Annotated in this window: 8 protein-coding genes and 1 pseudogene; 6 read left to right on the plus strand and 3 right to left on the minus strand. The window is 58.5% G+C overall.

The features are described from left to right. Nucleotides 1-14: 14 nt before the first annotated feature. The 3 genes and pseudogenes from FHK92_RS07450 to FHK92_RS28110 form a co-directional block, all read right to left on the minus strand. Entirely contained in the window at nt 15-2,531 is a 2,517-nt protein-coding gene (locus tag FHK92_RS07450) for a Tc toxin subunit A (protein ID WP_181287506.1), read from the minus strand. Nucleotides 2,532-2,709: 178 nt separating this feature from the next. Beyond that, nucleotides 2,710-3,573 carry a methyl-accepting chemotaxis protein gene (locus FHK92_RS28105; RefSeq protein ID WP_375154603.1) on the minus strand — a complete coding sequence of 288 codons (864 nt, stop codon included), beginning with the start codon at nt 3,571-3,573 and terminating at the stop codon, nt 2,710-2,712. Further along, a pseudogene (locus FHK92_RS28110) lies at nt 3,568-4,737 on the minus strand (methyl-accepting chemotaxis protein); the annotation flags it as partial. The pseudogene FHK92_RS28110 and the gene FHK92_RS28105, both read right to left, overlap by 6 nt. A gap of 150 nt (nt 4,738-4,887) precedes the next feature. Between FHK92_RS28110 and FHK92_RS07460 the strand changes: the two are divergent. The 6 genes from FHK92_RS07460 to FHK92_RS07485 all read left to right on the plus strand — a co-directional run bounded on the left by FHK92_RS07460 (nt 4,888) and on the right by FHK92_RS07485 (nt 18,850). After that, a complete protein-coding gene (locus FHK92_RS07460; RefSeq protein ID WP_309109597.1) occupies nt 4,888-5,559 on the plus strand; it encodes a lipopolysaccharide core heptose(II)-phosphate phosphatase PmrG in 672 nt (223 codons plus the stop codon). 23 nt (nt 5,560-5,582) lie between these two features. Beyond that, nucleotides 5,583-6,431 carry a phosphatase PAP2 family protein gene (locus FHK92_RS07465; protein ID WP_181287508.1) on the plus strand — a complete coding sequence of 283 codons (849 nt, stop codon included), beginning with the start codon at nt 5,583-5,585 and terminating at the stop codon, nt 6,429-6,431. Between the two features lie 311 nt (nt 6,432-6,742). Next, complete coding sequence (locus FHK92_RS07470) at nt 6,743-8,449, plus strand: ShlB/FhaC/HecB family hemolysin secretion/activation protein (protein ID WP_181287509.1); 1,707 nt, start codon at nt 6,743-6,745, stop codon at nt 8,447-8,449. 22 nt (nt 8,450-8,471) lie between these two features. Then, nucleotides 8,472-17,627, plus strand: coding sequence for a two-partner secretion domain-containing protein (locus tag FHK92_RS07475; protein ID WP_181287510.1), 9,156 nt, complete (start codon nt 8,472-8,474; stop codon nt 17,625-17,627). Continuing rightward, the gene (locus FHK92_RS07480) at nt 17,624-18,106 is read left to right on the plus strand and encodes a DUF6985 domain-containing protein (RefSeq protein WP_181287511.1); all 483 of its coding nucleotides are present in this window, start codon (nt 17,624-17,626) and stop codon (nt 18,104-18,106) included. The genes FHK92_RS07475 and FHK92_RS07480 overlap by 4 nt, the downstream gene beginning before the upstream one ends. A 168-nt stretch (nt 18,107-18,274) precedes the next feature. Continuing rightward, a complete protein-coding gene (locus FHK92_RS07485; RefSeq protein WP_039592366.1) occupies nt 18,275-18,850 on the plus strand; it encodes a hypothetical protein in 576 nt (191 codons plus the stop codon). The last annotated feature ends 166 nt before the right edge of the window (nt 18,851-19,016 follow it).

The raw sequence follows: 19,016 nt of genomic DNA on the forward strand, positions 1-19,016 counted from the left end.
AATTGAAGCGAATATCAGTGGCCGTTCGCGATTATTGCTTCGCCAACGACTTTCCATTCCTGTGTGGAGCTCATGCTGCCTAGCGCTGTGGTCTTGAGCAGAAGGCTTGCTGACAACCCGGTGCTCTTGCTGCATTCCTGGCAGCGAATGATCCAGTCCACTTCTTCCACTGACCGAGCGCGTTTTCCCGTCAAGTTGTCTGTCAGGCTTTTTACTTCGTCGTGAGTCCATCCCAGCAACTCGGCCAAACGTTTGTTGGCTGCTTTTTCGGAGTGTTGGCCGTTGTCTTGGTTGGCAAATTGAAGGTAATGCAGCCATTGCTCTTCCGAACTGCCGTTAAGGCGAACGCAATAACTGAAGCGCTCGTACAAATACAGGGAGTGAAGTGTCAATGAGTGGGAGGCGCTGGCGGACAGCCAGGTTGGCTGGGCCGCCAACTGTTGCAATGCGCTAGCGCTCAGGTGCAGCGCTTGGCACACCTTGGCGTTGCGCAATAATCTCGTCAGTACCGCAGGCATATTCCCTTGGGGTGAACTGATAGCCGCGACAACTTCCGATGCGGTAGTCCCGGTCATTTTCAGCACACATGGAACGTAGTCTGCGGACAAATCGACGAGCTCATGCAGCAAGTTTTCAATCAGATGTCGATTGTCTTCAGGGCTGGCATGCTTTGCCAGAAGGGCCTTGAACCGTTTCTCCAGGTTCTGATCCAGCGGCAACTCGTCCAAGGAAGTGGCGAATAGGTGATACGTCGATGCCACGTCTCGGTTGGACCGCTTTAACCAGTCGCTGGCCCAGTCCAACGCCATCAATACGTCGAGAATGCAGGTGCCAGAGCGTTGCGCGGTGGAATCCAATGCCCCCGTCACCATTACCTCATTGAAATTGTCACCACCCATCATGCGGGCCAGTGACGTGCATTCAACAAGCGTGAGCCCGAACATCCGTGCGATGCGGGCCTGGCGATAAAATGACGAGACCGTAGGCAAGTCATGCTTTGGTTCAGCCAGGTGTTGTTTGGTTTGTTCGATGAGCCACGACAGTGACTCGGGCGCTTTCGCCAGCCCAAAGCCGGCGGCCAGATAGATCAGATCCTGTGGCGCGTTGATCTCTTCCCCGGGACGTTTGAATAATCGGGAGCTATCGAATATCTGGTCGAACAACGGCACTTGTAGACCACAAGCGTGAATCGGTATGTCGTGCAGCAAACACGCAAACTCCTCAGGCGCTATGCCGTGGCGCCGATTGAGGTATCGATAGACGCCCAACGCGCGCAGTGTGTTGGCATTGAGCGTCATTGCCGTGTTTTTTTCCGAGCGCATGGCGCTGGTAATCAGCGTATCGAGCTCGTTGAAAGGGATACCCGTCCAGCGCTGCAGTCGGATCATTTTCTGCAAGCGCGAAAGGCGCTCCGGGGTCCCATTTTCAAATCTATTCGTTGACGAGTTAAGCGTCAGGGGCGCCTTCGATTCCGGCCCATTGATATAGGCTGCGCCATAGTTTTTGTGTCCCGAAGCAGGACTGTGGGGCGAGGCCCGGGCGGCATATTCGCCTTGCGCCAATAAGTGCCGGACTTGTTCGGTGGTCAGTCCGGTACGTTCCTTGAAGAACTCGATACCGTAAAGTTGAGCAGGCAGTTGAGTGCCATAGGATTTCTTCAAACCGCTGACGTCCCGGTCGGAACTGAGCGGCGTGAGCAACAGCTTCTGTTGCTCCGGGCTGAGTCCTGACAACAGTTTTTGCGCCTCGACACGCGGCTGGACAACGCTTCCGTAAGTTGAATGAGCCGGGGAAAGCGGCAATATCCGGCTCATTCGATAATTCAGTTCGCCGAGCGCCGGTTTACCCGTGCCCAGCCCAAGCAGGCATTGATGATGATGCAGCTCATAGGGCAGCGAAAACGGATAATGCGCAGTTGCAAGGTGCTGATGAACATCACTTTCAAAGTGCGCCTTGATCGCCTTGTCCAAGGTGTGATTGACGATCTCCAACATGGGGCGCGCAACGAAGGCGCTCTGCTGGTCGAGCATCAAGTTCTTCAGGTCCGGCCGTCTTTCATCAAGGGAGATTTTCTCGCGGGATGACGACGCTCCTTCAAGCTGTCCGGCAAACAGATACAGCGCCCGCAAATAGGCCACCGGCGAATCGATTGCCGCGAGGTCGCCTTCCTTACAGCACTTATCCCAGTTCTCCTTGAACAGCGCTTGGTAGCTTGCAGGTTCTGATTTCGCCTTCGAAGGCAAGTCGCGTCGGTGGCGGGCTGAGGCATCCTTGGGCGATACCAGATGTTCCAGATACAGGCGACAGACATGCCGAGCACAGCTCTGCGCGTTGTCGTAGGCCTGGTTGGCGTCGGCGTCGGTGTGCTTGCTCAGTTCGAGGGCGAACTGCGCCTTGGTCATGCGAGTGATGTCGAATACCGACGTCAATCCCATTCGGTGCAGGGCTGCGCGGAAACTGGCTTGAGTGTCATCTCCAGCGGCTGCGGCACCTATGAGTCTCTGCACCAATAGGTTGTTGTTTGCATCCATGTACTGTCCATCTCCTGTCGAACGAAAGGTTCGTGCTGGCGAAAACGGTACAGGAGCATGCAACTAAAGAAGGCCGGACGAGAGAACAGAGCTTGTAGGAGAAGGCAATGCGTGCTGGAAGAAAGCTGTGCGTAGGGAAGCCGCATGAGGCCGCACATCGGCCTCATGCGAGCGGGGCTCAAACCCTGAAATGGCTGACCATTTGTTGCAACTGACCACCCAACCGCGCCAGTTCAACGCTGGACGCTGCGGTTTCATCGCTGGCGGCGGCGGTCTGTTCGGACACGTCGCGCACGTTGATGATGCTGCGGCTGATCTCTTCGGCCACGGCGCTTTGCTGTTCGGCGGCCGCGGCGATCTGCTGGTTCATCGACTGGATGTTGGACACCGTGCGGGTGATGTTTTCCAGCGACACGCCAGCCTTGCGGGTCAGGGCCACGCTGCTGTCGGTGAGGTTGCGGCTGTTGTTCATCACGGCGGCCACTTGCTGGGTGCCGTTCTGCAGGCCGGCCACCAGGCCTTCGATTTCCTCGGTGGATTTCTGCGTACGCTGGGCCAGGCCGCGGACTTCATCGGCGACGACCGCGAAGCCACGTCCGGCTTCACCGGCGCGGGCGGCTTCGATGGCGGCGTTGAGGGCCAGCAGGTTGGTCTGTTCGGCCACGGCCTTGATTACGTCCATCACGGCGCCGATCTTGTCGCTTTCCTGTTGCAGCACGCTCATGGCGTCAGTGGAACGCACCACTTCGCTGGCCAGGCGTTCGATCTGGGCGATGGCTTCGTTGACCACTTGATCACCGGCCCGAGCTTCGCCGTCGGCTGCTGCTGCTGCCTGGGAGGCTTCTTCGGCATTACGCGCCACTTCCTGGACCGTGGCGGTCATCTCATGCATGGCGGTCGCGACCTGGTCGGTCTCGACTTTCTGGCTGTTGACCCCGGCGCTGGTCTGCTCGGTGACCGCCGACAGTTCTTCGGCGGCGCTGGCGATCTGGGTCACGCCGTCGCGGATGCCGCTGATCAGATCGCGCAGGGTTACGCCCATGCGGGCGATGCCTTGCTGCAGCACGCCGAGTTCATCGCGACGGGTGACGATGACGTTCTGCGACAGGTCGCCACCGGCGATGCGTTCGACCACGGCAAGGGTTTCACGCAGCGGGCGAGTGATCTGGCGGGTAATGACCACGGCGGCAACGATGCCCACCAACAAAGCCAACAACGTGCTGACCAATTGCAGCGTGCGGGCCTGGGCGCTTTCAGCGTCGCGACGGTCGAGCTGGATCTGGTACAGCTGCTCGCTCAGGGAAACGATGGTCGCGCCCTGGTCGGTCATTTCCTTGCGGGCCTGCGCCACATCGGCCATGGCCATCTTGAAGGCCTGCACGGCGCTGCGGTACTGGGTCAGGGTCGTTTCCAGCTGACGCAGTTCATCCTGCCGAGCGTTGGCAAAATGTTCGTTGAGCGGCTTGAGCGAAGCGATGGCGGCGTCCAGTTGGGCGAAAGCCTTGCGTTCGGTCTCGGCATTGCTGTTGGCGGTGTAGCCGCGCACTTCATAGCGGGCCAGCATGAACGCCTGCTTGGCCTGGGTGATGGCCTGGAATTGCGCAAAGCGCTCATCGCTGAGGGCCATCTGCTTTACGTCGGAATCGATGGCTTCGATCAGCTTGTAGGCCGTCTCGGCGTTCGCGCCCATGACATCCCGGGCACCGTTGCCGGTGCGGTAGGCACTGCGCATTTTATTCAGCGACGTTTGGTACGCGTTGATGGTCGCGCTCTGCTCTTTGAGCAGCTTGACGTTCTCGGGGCTTTTGAAGCTGCTGAGCAACGCGTTTTGTTGCGCCACGAAACCATCGAGGGTGGTTTGCACATTCTGTGCGGCGGTCTCGTCACCGTTGGTCAGCATGTATTGCAGGCGAGTGACCCGCAGTTTGGTCAGGCCAGCGTTGAGCTGGGTGATGTCGCTCATCCAATTGCTGCGGTCGATCAAACCGCCCAGGCTGGTCCAACTGGTCAGGGCCAGGACGCAAGTCAGTACCAGCACCAGGCCAAAGCCCAGGCCTAATTTCATGTTGACGCTAATGTTGCCAAACCAGCTATTCATCAAATTCCTCCAGGAACGTTGCGCTGCTTGATCATCGGTTGGCTGGAAGATTGTTGTTTTTAAGAGCCAGCAAAAACGTTTAACAGGGCTGTATCGGCGGCTGTTCATGAATCTGAAAATTTTTTTTGTATCGCCTGCCCGGGTTGTCGCCGCGTGAGCCAAGCTTTTTTTCACATTGGTTTCACTGCCTGCCTACGTCTACGCCTTTACCGTCTCGCCATCGAAATGACTGGTTGGGTGCCGTCGGGGCGGCTTGATGTGGAACTGAGACTGAGCCTTTTTGGCGTGACGCGCTCGATTGATACGAGCTGGCTTGTCCGCTATCGAAACGCTGCGGTGATCCTGGCTTCGGCAATGCTGGCGATTCCACTGTCCCTCTGGCTGCTAGGGCCGGCAGCGGTGCCGGACCTGGCCCATGGCAATATTGTTGGCGCCCGGGCGCTGGCCGATGGCTGGGCCAAGGGGGAGATGATTGTGTTGGTGCGCCACGTCGAACGGTGTGATCACTCCAAGGCAGCGTGCCTGGGTGATCCGTCGGGAATCACTGACCGTGCCCGCGCCGTTGCGGTGGGGCTTGGCGCGCGGTACGAGCAACTGGGCCTGGAGAATGCGGACGTTTATAACAGTCCGCTGGTTCGAGCGTCCCAGACGGCTGGCTATATGTTCAACAAGGTGGGCGCCGGCGACGATTGGCTGAGCAATTGCCGCCACGACCTGCTGCGCAATGCCCTGGCCCATAAGGTGGCTGGGCGCAACTTGATTTTGGTCACCCACAGCGAATGCATGCAGGCGATGGAAACCGAGCTGCGCCGACCTGCTTCGGCGTTTGGCTATGGCGCTTCGTTGTTTATATCCGCCGCCCAGTCACAAGCGCCTCGACTGCTGGGTTTTATCGAGGCGTCCGACTGGCGCTCAATGAAGTTTCAGTAACCTTTCCACGATTAGGACCGCTCATGCTGACGTCTGCTCGCGCTCGTTTTTACGGGCTCAACCTTGGAATCCCCCTGGCCTGTGCCGCGGTGGTGTTCCTGCTGTTCGACATGACCCGCATCGACATCGCCTTCAGCGATCTTTTCTACGACCCGCTGCACCAAGCCTTTCCGTTGGAGCATGTGCGCCTGTTCGAGCAAATCACCCATAAGTGGGCCAGGGTCATTCCGAACTGGACCGGCGAAGCGGCCATTATCGGTGCGCTGTTGTCGTTCGTCTGGCCGCTGTTCCGGCCGGAAAAGCGTCCCGGGTTGCTTCGGGTACTGGATAAGATCCGGCTGACCAAACCGCTACGGTTTGCCCACAGGCACCGTCGCGATTTTCTCTATGTGGTCTTCGCCTTTTCCCTCAGTACAGGCGTCATTCATTACCTCAAGGGGCACACCAGCGTGTACTGCCCGGTGGAAACCACCCAGTACGCGGGGAAGATCGAGCACAAGGAATGGTTCCAGAATTTCGATTTGCTGAAAGTCGCCGGTGACGGGCGCTGCTGGCCTGGCGGCCATGCTTCCGGTGGTTTCACGATGCTGGCGCTGTACTTCGTTGCCCGACGCTATCGCTGGCGTCACTCCAAAGCCCTGATGTATGGCGCGCTGGCCTTGGGATTTGTCTACGGCACGACGCGAGTCCTACAGGGTTGGCACTACATGTCCCACACCTTCTGGGCGGGAATCTTCGTCTGGTTGAGCTGTTGGCTGATGGCATTGTTTTTTTACGGACGCGCAGTCTTGGAACAATCCTTGTTGAAGACCGCGTCGCCCAGGGTCGCACCAAGCATGCCTGAGCTGGGCGATGCGCAGCCTGCTCCATGAATCGCAGGCAAAAAAAAGCCCGCGGGAGAGCGGGCTAAAACCTTAGTTTCTTGAATGAGCGAGGGGACTGTACCGGATCGCATAAACGCATGGGGTGAAGAAAAGTTCATGCGGCTCAGCTTGATGCGGTTTCGATAGGTATTCGTCAATGAGGTGATTTCGGACGCGTCCTGTGAGACGCGTCTCTTTTTTAAGTAGAAAAATGTCCGTTCTCTGAACTGAAAGCGATACGCAAGGTCTGGTGTGCGCGAAACGGGTCGATTTGGCCGGCTCCGCAATCTTGTTGTCGCTTTTGTATCGAGGGATCGAACATGTCCATGTCTGCCTTAAGGACGAGGCTCGTCGTCGCGTCGCTGTGTTTTTTTGCGATGGACCTTGCCGTGGCCGCGCCAACCCCTGGCGACACGGACCTGATCCGCGAGCGCCAGAATCGCTTGCTCGAAGAGCAGCGCCGGCGCCTCGAAGAGCTCAAGGACCTGCCAGGCAAAGAAGCCAAGCCGGCCCAGCCGACAAAACCTGCCGATACCCGCTGCTTCCTTATCAAGACCATCGAACTCAAGGGCGCTGACGCCTTGTCCGAGCGCGAGCGCCAACGCTTGCTCGAACCCTACGTCAACCAATGCCTGGGCGTGCCGCAGCTTAACGAGTTGCTCAAGACCATTACCGATGCCTACCTGGAAAAGGGCTTGGTCACGAGCCGTGCCTATTTGCCGCAACAGGATTTGTCCAGCGGTCACCTGCAAGTGCTGGTGGTCGAGGGGCGACTTGAAGGCCTGAAGGGTGCCGAGAACAGCGGACTCTCCGAGCGGGAGCTGGCCATGAGCTTTCCCGGCAAGCCGGGCGAATTGCTCAATCTGCGGGATATCGAGCAGATGGTCGATCAACTGAACCGTCTGCCATCCAACAGCGCCCGCATGGAGCTGACGCCGGGGCAGAACATTGGCGGCAGTGAAGTGCTGGTCCGGAACACTCCACAGAAACCTTGGCGGGCCGGCCTGTCACGGCATAACGACGGGCAGAAGAGCACCGGTGAGCAGCAATGGGGAGCGTCCCTGGACTGGGACAGTCCCTTGGGCCTGGCCGATCAGTTGGCATTGCGCGGCGGCCACGATGCCGTCAGCGATCACCAGAAGACCTCACGCAACGCCATGCTCTATTACAACCTGCCCTTTGGCTGGTGGAACCTGAGCTACACCTACAGCGAAAGCGAGTACCGCGCGCTGGGCCAGGCCAACGGCTTCAACTTCAAGCAGAGCGGCGACAGCCAGAACCATCAGTTGCGCCTGGAGCGGGTGGTGCATCGTGACGCGGTGAGCAAGACCTCCCTCAACACGGGCCTTGCATACCTGCGCACCAACAATTTCATCGAAGACAGCAAGCTCTCGCAAAGCAGCAATCGCATCAGCGAAGCCCAGTTCGGCATCAACCATGGGCGGCGGATCGGCAATGCCTTCGTCAACCTCGATCTGGGCCTGCAACAAGGTATCGGTGCCCTCGACGCCCAGGGCGATCACGAGCCGGGGCCTGGCGTGCCGGATGCCCGCTACCGCAAATACACCGCCACCCTCAGCTACTTGCAGCCGTTCCAGGTGTTGGGCGAGTCCTTCAGCTTCAGCAGCCTGATGACCGGCCAGCGCAGCGAAGACGCGTTGTTCAGCCCGCAGCGCATGAGCCTCGGCGGGTTGTCTTCGATTCGCGGCTACAAGGACCAGACACTGGCCGGCGACAGCGGGGGCTACTGGCGCAACGACCTGCGTTGGAGCCGCCCGGTGACGCTTGAGTGGCTGCGTCCGGTGTTCGCCGAGTACGGCACCAGCCTGGGTTACGACCAGGGTGTTATCCGCGGGGATCGCTACAACGGCGATCAACACGGACGTATGTCGAGCAATTCGCTGGAGTTGTTCGCCCGCGGTGAGAACCTCAGCGCCAGCGTGACCTTCGCCCATTCCCTGGAACGTCCCGATGCCCTGACCGAGCGCGAAGCGCCGATCTACTTCCGCCTCGACGTATCCATTTAATTCGCTGCAACGAGACCCGATCATGGACGACCGCCAATACGCCTTCCTGGCCCGCCAGCCTTCTGCTGCCCTGAAAACCCGCGACGCCTTTTGGGGCATGCCCAAGCGCGGCCTGGCGTTCCTGCTGGTCAACGTCATGTTCTGGCAACCGCTGTGGGCCCAGGCCGACGGCATCGTGGTCAGCGCGCCGGGCACCAGCCTGGGTCAGGCGGGCAATGGCGTACCCATCGTCAAAATCGCCAAGCCCAACGGCAGCGGGCTGTCCCACAACAAATTCACCGACTACAACGTCGGAAAAAACGGCGTCATCCTCAACAACGCCACCAACCCCGCCCAATCCACGCAACTGGGCGGGATCATCCTCGGCAACCCGAACCTCAAGGGCTCGGCGGCCAAAGTCATTCTCAACGAGGTCAACGGCGGCAACCCGAGCCAGTTGCGCGGCTACACCGAAGTGGCGGGGCAATCGGCCCACGTCATCGTCGCCAACCCGTACGGCATCACCTGCGATGGATGCGGCTTCATCAATACGCCGAAAGCGACCCTGACCACAGGCAAGCCGATCATCGAAAACGGCCAGCTAAACCGCTATCAGGTGGATCAGGGCAGTGTCGCCATTGAAGGCGCGGGCCTCAACGCGAACAACGTCGACCGTTTCGAAATCATCACCCGCAGCGCCAAGATCAATGCCGAGATCCAGGCGAAGAACCTGACGATCGTGGCCGGACGCAATGACGTCAACGCCAGCACCCTCAACGCCACGGCCCGTGCCGACGACGGCAGCGCCAAACCCCAACTGGCGATCGACTCCTCGGCGTTGGGCGGGATGTATGCCGGCGCGATCAAGCTGGTGGGCACCGAGGCCGGTGTCGGGGTGAAGCTGGACGGCAAGATGGTTGCCAGTGGCGGGGATATCCAGCTCGATGCCAATGGGCATTTGAGCCTGGCGCAGACGGCGGCTGCCGGTGCCATCGACATCGAGGCCAAGAGCCTGGAGACCCGTGGCCAGGTGTATGCCGGTAGCCGGCTCGAAGTCAAAACCCAGGGTGACCTGACCAGCCAGCAGAACCTGGTGGCGCGCGACAGCATTCACCTGGACAGCGGCGGCACGCTGACCAACAACGGCATTATCGAGGCCGGGGTCAACGCCGATAACAGCCGCAATGCGGTGGGCGATGTCACGCTCACGGCAAGACAACTGAACAACGCCGGCAAGACCGTCATTGCCAGCCGCGACCTGACGGTCACGACTACCGCTGCGCTGAACAACCAGGGCGGTACGCTCAGTGGGCAGCGCAAGGCCACGGTCGCCGCCGACGTTGTGGATAACCGCAACAAAGGTCGAATCCTCGGCAACACCGAACTGCACTTGACCGCCAATCAGGTGCTGAACAGCCAGGGTGGCTTGATCAACAGCCAAGGCGTCCTGACCGCCAACCTCGGCCGCCTGGAAAACAACGCAGGCGAACTGTCCAGCCTGAACAGCGCGACCCTGGTCCTCGACAGCCTGGACAACCTGACCGGCCTGGTCATGGCTGGCATGAACCTCGACATCACCAACGCGGGCGCGATCAACAACCAGGGCGGCGAACTGTCCAGCCAAGGCATTGTGACCGTGCGCACCGCCAGCCTGGACAACCGCAACAAAGGCACCGTCGCCGCCAATGGCAAGCTGCTGGTCACGGCGACAGGCAAGGTCAACAACGCTGACCAAGGCCTGATTGCCAGCCGCGGTGCCGGTGTTGAGCTCGAGGCCGCGAGCCTGGATAACGCCAAGGGCACGCTGCAAGGCAAAGGCCTGACGATTGTGAATGTCGCGGGCGATATCGATAACCAGGGCGGCAGCATCATCGCCCAGGACGCCAACCTGAGTGTTTTCGCGACGAATCTGGACAACCGCGGCGGCGTGCTGGCCAGCGTCAAGGCCGCGCTGGAGGCGCGAGCCACCGGCGTACTTAAAAACGGCTATGACGTGAATCGCCAGGGCGGCACGATCCAGGCCCAAGGTCTCAAACTCAAGGCTTTGGCCGGATTGTTCAACGATGGCGGGCGCATTGCCGCGCAAGCGGGCGATGTCGTGATCAACAATACCGGTGCGGATATCAACAACAGTAACGGCGGTATCTACGCCACGGGTAAGGTCCAGGTCATTGGTCGAGACCTGGACAACAGCAACGGCGGGCAGATCAGCGCCAATCGCATCGACTTTGATCTTTCGGGGGCACTGGACAACAACGGCGGCATCATCGAAAGCCAGGACAGCCTGGATATCCTCGCGGCCAGCCTGAGCAACCAGAAGGGCCAGTTGCGAACCCTGGGCAAGGACAGCACCACCACGTTCAACATTACAGGCCTGTTCGACAACATCGACGGCACGCTGGAAACCGCCAGCCAGGACGTGGGCCTGAAAACCGGCAGCATTCAGAACGTGGGCGGCGAGTTGTTGCATACCGGCCTGGGACTGTTCGGCATCAGCCAGGCCAACCTGGGGCAGGCCGGTGGTCGCCTGGTGACCTACGGCAACTTGAGCGTGAAGGCGGACCGCTGGACTAACAGCACGGCGATCCAGGCTGGACGCCTGGTGGTGGATGTCGACCAGTTGACCCAGACCGCTACGGGCAAACTGCTCAGCACCGATAGCCTGGTGGGCCGTGGCAGCAATTGGCGGGTTGACGGCCTGATCGGCAGCGATGGCGCGATCGACCTGCAACTGACCGGTGCCTATACCGGTAGTGGTCGCTTGAGCAGCCTCGGCACCTTGGGCCTCAAGGCCGCGCTGATCAATCTGGAGCAAAACGGCAGTATCGCTGGCGGTGGCAACACAACCGTCGTGGTCGATGGCGTCCTCAACAGCTACGGTCGCCTGACCTCGGCGGCGGACATGAGCGTCACGGCCGCAACGGTCAACAACTACGGCACGCTGGGCAGCGCCGGCGCGCTCGGCGTATCCACCGGCAACTTGCTCAACGAACGCGGATTGATCTTCAGCGGCGGTAATACCAGCCTGCGCGTCAACAGCCTGACCAACCGCTATGCCGATATCTACAGCCTGGGTGACCTGAGCATCGATCGCGACGGCCTCGGCACGCGTGCCAGCCGCATCCTCAACAGTTCCGGCACGCTGCAAAGCGACGGCAACATGCGCCTGGCGGCCAGCACGATCGACAACGTCCGCGAGGTCTTGACCACCCACGATGCAGGCATCTACACCGCCTCGATCAGGGAAGTGGCCTGCATCCCAGGTGATTGCGACGGTCCCAAGGTCAACCACGTCTGGCAGATCATCCAGCGCGATAAGTTCGAAGTCACCGCGGCCAGCGCCGCCTCCAGCATCACCACCGGCGGCAACCTGAATATCCAGGGCGACACCCTGACCAATCGGAGCAGCAGCATCGGCGTCGGCGGTGCATTGACCGCCAACCTCGTCAGCTTGAACAACATCGGCATCGAGACCAGCGAGATCGAAACCTCGCGCACCTTCAGGTCCGAGCGCACGCGCCATCCGAGTGGCTGGCGCGCCGCCGCCAATGACTTCACCAACAAATATTGGCTGCAGAGCCCGGGCTACAACGCCAACGACCTGGGTGGCCTTGAAGCAGCGATGAGCCGCTTCATCGGCATTACCGAGATGGAGTTCCTGCAGCTTCGCACCCAAACCAGTACTACCGATAACCAGACCTATGCCGCGATTATCCAAGCCGGTGGCGCCGTCGACATTCCTACCCAGGGCGACCTCAACAGCGGCGTCGTGCGTGGCGGCTATAACTACGTCGGCGCCGGCCCGCGCACCGACACCCAGGCCGACAACGCCTTCTCGACCCGCATCAGCGTCAATCGGCAACTCCCGCCGAGCCTGACCCAGCAACAGGTCGATCCACTGGCCCTGCCGGGCTTTGACTTGCCCACCGGGCAAAACGGCCTGTTCCGCATGAGCGGCGACGGCTCCACCACGCCAACCCAAAGCACGGGGCTCACGCAAGTGCGTGGCCTGCCGGACCGCTCGTTCCAGACCAGCCCGCAAAAATACCTGATCGAGACTAACCCGGCGCTGACCGACATGCGCCGCTTCATGAGCTCGGATTACCTGCTGTCGAATCTGGGCTACGACCCGGACACCGCCGCCAAGCGCCTGGGCGATGGTTTCTACGAGCAACGCCTGATCCAGCAAGCCGTGATCGCCCGCACCGGCCAGCGCTTCCTCGATGGCCAGACCTCCGACGACGGCATGTTCAAGTACCTGATGAACAACGCCATCGCCAGCAAGGACGCTCTCAACCTGTCCCTGGGCGTGAGCCTGACCGCCGAACAGGTTGCGGCCCTGACCCATGACATCGTCTGGATGGAAACTCGGACGGTGAATAATCAACAGGTGCTGGTGCCGGTGCTTTATCTGGCTCAAGCCAACAACCGTCTGGCGCCGAATGGTGCGCTGATTCAGGGTTCAGACGTCAGCCTGATTGCGGGTAAGAACCTGAACAGTGCGGGCACCTTGCGTGCGTCCAGCAACCTGAGGGCGACGGCGGGCGACAGCTTGGTCAACAGTGGGTTGATGGAAGCGGGGAACCGGCTTGAGGCGTTGGCGAGTAAGGATCTTACTAACCGGGCTGGCGGGGTTATTGCTGGGCGGGATGTCAGTGTTGTTGCCGTCGCTGGTGATTTGACCAATGAGCGAACCATTACCCGGCATGCCAGCGGCACTGGTTACAAGACTGAGCAACGCGAATTTGCTGACAACGCGGCGCGGATCGAGGCGAGTCATGACCTGAGCGCGGGCGCTGGGCGGGATATCGCCAATGTTGGTGGTGTGCTCAAGAGTGGTAACGACACCACATTGCGCGCAGCCCGAAATATGAATATCACCGCCGCCGAGCAGGTGGACAGCCATACGCAGGGCAGCAAACATCGAGACCAGACCATTACCCAGAATGGTTCTAGCGTTACGGTTGGGCGGGATCTTCAGGCCGCTGCGGGCGGTGACCTCAACGTGGTCGCTAGCCAGGTCGAAGCCAAGCGGAACCTGGCCATTGCCGCTACCAAGAACTTGACCTTGGGGCCAGCGGCGAATGAACAGCATTCGTATGGCCAGAGCAAGAAGGTCAAGAGCATCGAGGATCATGTCCAGCAGGTGTCCACCACGCTCAAGGCGGGCGGGGATGCGACGCTGAGCGCGGGGCAGGATCTCACGCTGGTAGCGAGTACGGTCAACGCGGGGAATGAGGCGTACCTGGTGGCGGGTAACAACCTCGCCCTGAAGGCTGCTGCGGATCAGGACTACAGCTTCTACAGCAAGACCAAGAAGTCTTCTTCAGGGAAGAAATTCCGGCTGGATGAAACGGGCAGCACCACCCATGTGGGCAGCCTGGTCAGTTCCAGCGGCAACAGCACGCTGGTGGCGGGCGAAAACCTGCTGTCGGCAGGCAGCGCCGTGACTTCCGAGAAAGGCGCGACGAAATTGGTCGCCAGCAAGGACGTACAGATTCTTGCCGTGACCGACGCCGACAGCGCCCGCCATGAGCGTAAGGAAAGCAAAAGCAGTTGGGGTGGGTTCAAGTCGAGCAAAGTCCAAGACAAAGTCGACGAGAAACGCACCACGGCGGTGGGCAGCATGGTCTCCGGCGAGACGGTCACCGTCGCGGGCGGCCAAGATGTGAAAGTGACGGGCTCGTCCCTGGTCAGTACCGGTGATCTGGCAGTCCAGGCCGGGCGCGACCTGACCATCGATGCGGCGAAAAATACCTTCTCGCGCACTGATATGCACAAGGAAAAGAATCGCGACCTGACAGGTGTGCTGACTGGTAACAAGCTAGGCCTGGATGACATGACGGGCAACCAGCACCTGTTTATTAACAGCCAGAAGCACAACGGCACGGCTGCAGAAACCACGCTTACCGGCAGCACGGTTGGCTCCAGTGCCGGCAATGTGACGCTCACGGCTGGGCGTGAATTGAGTGTGGTTGCTAGTGATTTGGTCAGTACCAAGGACATGGCGCTTACCGGTTCCAACGTAACCATTACCGCAGGTGATGAAACCGCGCGGCAAACCACTGAGGACAGCTCTAAAAGCTTGGCAGTGGGTAGGGTCATCGGTGGTGCGATCGTCGACACCGCAAGGACTATTCGCGACGCGTCCAAAGCTGCGGAGAATGCCGATGACCCTCGACTCAAGGCAGTAAAAATCGCCCAGGCTGCGCTTGCGTTTTACAACCTGGGTGGCCAGGCCTCGGATGCCAACGGGCAGAGCTCCGGGTTCAAAAACAAGCAAGGCGGCACCCCCAGCAATGGCTCACTGATCAAGATCGGTACCGAGCTGGCCAATACGCGCAGCAAAAGCAGCAGCGAGTACAACAGCCTGACGGCGAAGCAAAGCACCCTTAATGCCGGTCAAGAGCTATCGATTGTTGCCACGGGGGACGCGGCGGGAACCCTGGGTGATATCCAGATAACCGGCAGCAGCCTGAAGGCTGAAAACACCTTGTTGCTGGCTAAAAATGATCTGCTGCTGAAAAGTGCACAGGACACCGTTGATCGCAAAAACGACGGGTCGAGCAACAAAACGGCCATTGGTGCCAGCTTCAACATTGGGGAGCAAAACGGCTTCACCCTCGATCTGGGGGCCCAAGGTGCGAAAAACATGGGTAACGGCAAGTCCGTCACCCAGGTAAATACCACGTTGGATACCGGATTGCTGTTGTTGCAAAGCGGCCGCGACACCACCCTCGAAGGCGCGCAGGTCCGGGCGGACACCATCAACGCGTCGATTGGCGGCAACCTGAATATTCTTTCTCGGCAGGACACCGAATCGTCGAAAAGCAAGCAAAGCAGTGGGGGGATCGGAGCGAGCATCTGCGTTCCGCCGTTCTGCTACGGCTCCATGGTCGCGGGTTCGGCGAATGTTGCCGCCGCCAACATGAACAGTGACTACAAGGCCGTGACCGACCAGAGCGGGCTGTTCGCTGGTGCCGGTGGCTACGACATCCATGTGGGTAAAACCACGACTCTGCAGGGCGCTGTGATTGCCAGCGAAGCGTCTGCGGATAAAAACCGCCTCAGCACGGATCGCTTGCTCGTCAGCGATATCAAAAACAGCAGCAATATCGAGAGCCAATCGGCAGGAATTTCCATCTCGGGCAGCAATGTTGGCGGCTCCTCATTCGGCGGCAGCATCCCAGTAGCCCTTAAGGACAAAGATCACAGCTACACCCGCAGTGCTGTCAGCGAAGGCACGATCGTTGTTCGTAACCCCGAGGGCGCGGCTGACTTGGTGGGGCTGAACCGCGATACCGCCAACGCCAATCAGAAGCTGGACAGGCCTGATGAAGAGGCCATGCAGGAGCGTATCGATCTGATTCAAAGCTCGGCGCAACTGGCCAGTGGAATTATCAGTACGGTGGCGAAGGCAAAGGCGGATGAGGCCAAAAAGCTCGACGACCAAGCGAAAGCACAAGTAGACGCTGGCTCGCCCGATGCCGCCGAGGCGGTACGGGCCGCAGAAGTCGCCTATGTCGAGTCCCTGCGCTGGCAGGTCGGCGGTGACAAGAAACTGATGGCAGACATTGCTTCAGGATTGATTGCTGCAGGGCTGGGTGGCGCTACAGGGGGAACGGCGGTTGGTATTGTTGCCAACACCGCCTCCAGTGATATCTTCAACAAAATCGGCGATTACGCTCAAGCGCGCGCGACCGATCCAAAATCGGATGCAGCTACCAGAGCTGCCTGGGCGGAGGGTGGTGCGGCGCGGGTAATGCTGCATGCGCTGGCTGGGGCTGCGATAGGGCTTTCCAGCGGCAATGTGGAAAGTGGGGCGCTTGGGGCTGGTACGTCAGCGGCGCTGATGCCGTACATTGGCAAAGCCCTCAGCGGCACAACAATGACAGAGGCTGACCAAGATGCCCTCGCTTCGCTGATTGCGGCGGGTGTCGGGGCAACGATTGGAACGAGTAACGGTACTGGTGGTTCGGTCGTGGCTGGAGGCACGGCTAATGGCGTTGAGGCATTCAACCGACAGTTGCACAAGCAGCAAGAAATTCCCGTTCTGGAGAAAAAAGCTGAGGAACTGGAGAAGACCTTAGGTCAACCGGGTTCCAGTTCTCGTTGGATAGACTTGCTGATGATAGCTGCGGGTGGCAGCGTCGATGCCGCCGACGCTACACGATTGAATGAGTTGTCTCTGCAGTCCCAAGGGAATGACCCGGAGTCTCAGCGTTTTACCGAGGATTTAAACTTCGCCAAAGGCGTTGTCGCTCAGTTGGCGGCGCAGAAAATCCCATTGACGTGGAGCAACGGAAGCCAAATTGTCGCGAATGGCGAGAAGGTTTTCGCGTTCGGCGCAACTGAGAAACAATTCAATGATCCAACGTTGTTCAACGCGGCGGGGTTGTATGGCCCCGGCGCGGTGTATGAACAATGGCGTCAGTACGGGCAGGAGCAGACGAGCCAGCATTCGGGTGAGATTGCAAAACTGTCGAGCTATGACTCTGACGTAGAGGCCGCTGCGCAGAGGCTGTCGGTTTTGGCCGGGAAAGGGATCGTGACCGTTTCGCCGGAGCTGGATGCAGCGATGCTGGTGATGCCAGGGGCCAAGGCTGCTAAGACTGTCCTTGAGACAATCCTGGAAAGGATGGCGGCGAAAAAAGCGGCGGGGGGATTAGAGGTTGAGGCTGTTGTCGGTGCAAAGGAAGCGGGTTCCACCGGTCTATCCAATGCAGAGATGGGGCCTTTTGTACCTCAACTCAGTCGGTATGAAGACAGAATTAAACTGACACCAATTAACGGAGGATCGTGGGCAGGAGTCAGAGGTGAATCAAATTTTGTATTCGATAACCCTGAATTTAAGAAGATTCTGCCTGATGGGATTGCTTACAGGAATGGTTACCCGGACTTCTCTCCGGTTACACTTCATGAGGTTAGGCTTCCTGGTCTAATATCTACAAATCGAGATGCTAACTTTCGTGCTGCCAACCAGATGCTGGCTAATAAGCTTGGTTTGAAAGAGTCAGATGTGGCTCGGTTTATGAGGGAGGAAAAATTTACCTGGCATGAGGTCGAGGATATGCGAAGAATGCAGTTGGTGCCTTCGTTTATCCATACTGGCAAGGTGAATTCGATGGATTTTGGTGTGAAATATGGTCACCTAGGCGGCGTTGCCGAGAAAGCTTTGTTGGAGGCGGTTAAAAAATGAGTATTGTCTCAGATATAGATTTTGGTGAGTTGCATTTTGATGGGGTTTGGACAGGGCTATGTTGTGTAGCGATTTTTGGAAATCGCTATGAGGTGCCGCTTGTCGTTCAGACTTTTGATGGTGAACCAATCTCTGAAACTCAGCGGCTTGCGTTTCGGGAGTTTGATTCGAACAAAAACGCTGTTTCTTTGTTGGTAGAAGAAGCTGTTTTTAACTATTATCTTGGTAGGCTTGAAGATTACCGAGCATGCTTTGATGGTGATGAGGTTGACACCAAGGCGCCGAGAGTCCATGCAGTTGATGATATGCGGGATTTAGTTTCTTTGAAGTGTGTGAAAGTGATGTCCGCTTTTAATGCGGGAGCACGTGAAATTGGTTTTATTTTCGATGCGGTCTTTGACCCCCAGCTTGGTTTGGGAGTTCTGGTTACTAACGGTTCTGTTGAAGCCGTTGATACGCAGGATATTTTGCTGGGTTAGTTGGTGTCTAAATAGCTTGAGTCCAACAACTTAAGGAAAGGGGGCAGGTTTTTTGCCCGGTTCTTAAAGTAAGTTGGTCCTATTTTTTAGTCCGGTTTTTTGCCGTTCTGCTGTCGTCGAAAGTATATCGGTGATCTGTGGTTATTAAAATTTTGCAGGGAAGTAATAATGAAAAAAACCACCTTTTTAGTTCTAGCCATGGCCCTGGCAGGCTGTCACTCAAACGTCAGGGACTCCTCGCCAAGCCTGCTCAAGGATGGCGTGCAGTTGCAACAACCCAAGGTCGTTGCTGACGCGGAACACGCCAAGATCATCATGAAGGCGACAGGATTCACCCACCCGGTGCAATTTTCCGTGCGGCGCAGTTCCGATGCGGACCAACGTGCCGAGGTCTTGGGAACCGTGGTCGATTCCGGTCGTGGCAAGGTATTCGGCTGGATTGCCAAAGTGAACGAGGTTGCCAACAGCGCCACCGTAAAACGCTTCCCCCAACTGGAGGTGCAGGCTGATCCCGGGCAGGCGATTGAAGTGATCGGTGAATCACGGGTCTACGACTCGAACTATTACCGCTATGCCGAAAAAATTGTTTATGCATGCGGCCCTATGAGTTCCACCTTCAAGCCCGAGAAGCAAAAGGTTTACCTGGTGGAGTTCGTGATCATTGGGGCAGGTTGTGAGCAGCATGTTTACGATGTCACTCAACCTCAGGAGCGTATTCCTGTGGCGAGCGTCCAGGGGCTTTGAGTCGGACTTAAAAAGCAGAAGGTCCGAAAGCGAAGAGTGGAAAAGGGGACAGATTTATTTAAAAGGCGAGAGTGGATGTCATCGCTCTGACGGTTAAATAAATCTGTCCCGAATGGCACTTACTTAACAGCTAACTAGCTGATACGCCTGCAAAAAATGAAAAAAG

This window comes from Pseudomonas brassicacearum subsp. neoaurantiaca, from assembly GCF_013608025.1.
In the GTDB taxonomy this organism is placed as follows: Bacteria; Pseudomonadota; Gammaproteobacteria; order Pseudomonadales; family Pseudomonadaceae; genus Aquipseudomonas.

What these genes read in the sequence shown, in the direction of transcription:
- FHK92_RS07450 (WP_181287506.1), bottom strand. Translation starts at nt 2,531, where the DNA reads ATGGATGCAAACAACAACCTATTGGTGCAGAGACTCATAGGTGCCGCA.
- FHK92_RS28105 (WP_375154603.1), bottom strand. Translation starts at nt 3,573, where the DNA reads ATGGGCGTAACCCTGCGCGATCTGATCAGCGGCATCCGCGACGGCGTG.
- FHK92_RS07465 (WP_181287508.1), top strand. Translation starts at nt 5,583, where the DNA reads ATGCTGACGTCTGCTCGCGCTCGTTTTTACGGGCTCAACCTTGGAATC.
- FHK92_RS07470 (WP_181287509.1), top strand. Translation starts at nt 6,743, where the DNA reads ATGTCCATGTCTGCCTTAAGGACGAGGCTCGTCGTCGCGTCGCTGTGT.
- FHK92_RS07475 (WP_181287510.1), top strand. Translation starts at nt 8,472, where the DNA reads ATGGACGACCGCCAATACGCCTTCCTGGCCCGCCAGCCTTCTGCTGCC.
- FHK92_RS07480 (WP_181287511.1), top strand. Translation starts at nt 17,624, where the DNA reads ATGAGTATTGTCTCAGATATAGATTTTGGTGAGTTGCATTTTGATGGG.
- FHK92_RS07485 (WP_039592366.1), top strand. Translation starts at nt 18,275, where the DNA reads ATGAAAAAAACCACCTTTTTAGTTCTAGCCATGGCCCTGGCAGGCTGT.